Genomic DNA, 1,952 nt, shown 5'->3' with positions numbered 1-1,952 from the left:
TTTATTGGGAGTGACCCCTTGCTGTACAATTTCCGGAGGTGCCGATAAGGGACGAATTTTCCCTTGTCGGTTGCCTTTGGGGATTGTAAGGGGTGGAGGCTCGGAATCAAAAGGAAACGAAATATCATTCCGAGTGTGCTTCTTTTTTCTGTTCTTGAATTCTATTATTTCCAATGTTAGAATTATGTTAACAACTTGTTAGGAGTGTGTTTGGATGGAAGAGAAAAAACAAATTGGACCTCGAATTACTGTTGAAACATTTAAAAAGCTAGAGTTATTAGCCGAACATTTTACAAAACACAATGAATTTGGAAGAGTTTCAAAAGATGCTGTAATTGAGTTTGCTATTAAGGAATTGTATAGGGACTATTTGGGAAAAGGACGCTAATTTTTGTTGAAAAACTGACTTCGGATTTGGGGTTCTTTATTATTAACTTGATTTTAATTAAACATTACAGGAAAAATTGAGGGGAAATGGATGGATAAACGCAATGGTGACGCGGTTTTCATAGCTCCAAATGATGTTGTAAAAGTGACCACTATGAATCACGTCATTGAAGTTCAGCATATGGAGAAGATGAACCGGAAAAATAATATCAAAAAATTGGACAAGGATAGGTTTGTAGACCTCTCTACTGGGGAGATCCGGGAGTTCGAGCATTCGGAAAATCGGCAGGAAAATTATAATTCTTTGAGACAAACCTTTAAGAAGCTGCGTTATTTGATAAATAACAATTTTATAGGACGGCCAAATGAATTACATATAACTTTGACATACAAGAAAAATATGACGGACACGAAAAAACTTTATAGTGATTTTCAAAATTTTATCGACAGGTTGCGTTATAAATACAAGAAAGAAAGTTCGATAGATTATTTATCGGTGGTAGAGCCACAAGGACGTGGAGCCTGGCATTGTCATGTTTTAATGCGCTTTAATGATTTGGATAAGATTTATATTAAAAATGCTGAATTAAGGAGTCTATGGGGTTTAGGATTTGTAACAATCAAGTCATTAAAGGATATAGACAACATAGGAGCCTATTTGAGCGCTTATTTGACTGATATAGACCTAGAAGATGTCCAAGACAGGGAAACAGCCTTAAAAGTGGCTTCAGAGGGCTGTGAGGTGCAAACAAAGATCGTAGAAGGTCGGGAAAAGAAATTTTTAAAAGGCGGACGGCTGCACATGTATCCTTCCGGAATGAATATGTATCGAAAATCAAAAGGGATTGTTAAGCCGGAACGGGAAGAAATGAAGTTCGGAGACATAAAAAAAGTAGTGGGTTCGGCAAAACCACACTACGAGAAAAGTTATCATGTCGAAAATGACAATTTTGAAAACACAATTTCGTTTCTCCAGTATAACACAAAACGTGATTTTTGAAGCAAAACGGTTCCTCTTTATGGAGCCGTTTTTTTTATTTCCCGAAGGGTTATTTGTCAGAATGACAAACCGATTTCGAGCCGGCGAGAACCCATTGTCACACCACGATTTAGGGGGTGTGTATAAATGGGCACTCTCTGTGAAATTTGAAGCTTTGAAATTCCGAATGGCGCACTTATACACTCTGTCGAGTGAGTGCTAAAATGCTGAAGCATTTCCGTCAAGCGTGTGGAGGAATCTTGTAGAGAGATATAGCATAGATACCCGTATCTCTAGAGATATTTTGGTATATCCCTGCTATATCTATGGGGTATCTATGCTATATCTTTGGCTTCAAAAACGGCACCTGTTCTAAGAGCATAGAAACTCAACAGGCACAGCCTGTTTGACACCCTTTTTTTTAGGGTGGCACCGAGTTTCCTTATGCTCTTTTTCTCTGAAGCTAAACCTGTTTTATATGTCGTAGTCTTTTTATTGGGAGTGACCCCTTGCTGTACAATTTCCGGAGGTGCCGATAAGGGACGAATTTTCCCTTGTCGGTTGCCTTTGGGGATTGTAAGGGGTG

Annotated in this window: 3 protein-coding genes; 2 read left to right on the top strand and 1 reads right to left on the bottom strand. The window is 38.5% G+C overall.

Annotation, left to right across the window (positions count from 1 at the left end; all coding sequences use genetic code 11):
* Positions 1 to 214 precede the first annotated feature (214 nt).
* Positions 215 to 388 carry a hypothetical protein gene (locus ACFXG1_RS33125; protein ID WP_375839303.1) on the top strand — a complete coding sequence of 58 codons (174 nt, stop codon included), beginning with the start codon at positions 215 to 217 and terminating at the stop codon, positions 386 to 388.
* A 90-nt stretch (positions 389 to 478) separates the two neighbouring features.
* Positions 479 to 1,387: a hypothetical protein gene (locus tag ACFXG1_RS33120; protein WP_375839305.1), complete on the top strand. Its 909-nt coding sequence runs from the start codon at positions 479 to 481 to the stop codon at positions 1,385 to 1,387.
* Positions 1,388 to 1,701: 314 nt separating this feature from the next.
* On the opposite strand, the gene ACFXG1_RS33115 is transcribed toward ACFXG1_RS33120, so the two are convergent.
* Positions 1,702 to 1,952, bottom strand: a 251-nt coding sequence (locus ACFXG1_RS33115) for a hypothetical protein (RefSeq protein WP_384745883.1), incomplete at its 5' end; no start/stop codon positions are given.

The sequence above is a fragment of the Streptomyces sp. NPDC059248 genome (assembly GCF_042753905.1).
Lineage (GTDB): Bacteria > Actinomycetota > Actinomycetes > Streptomycetales > Streptomycetaceae > Streptomyces.
The sequence above is the reverse complement of the archived record's forward strand: the minus strand, read 5'-3'. Positions and strand labels throughout refer to the sequence as shown.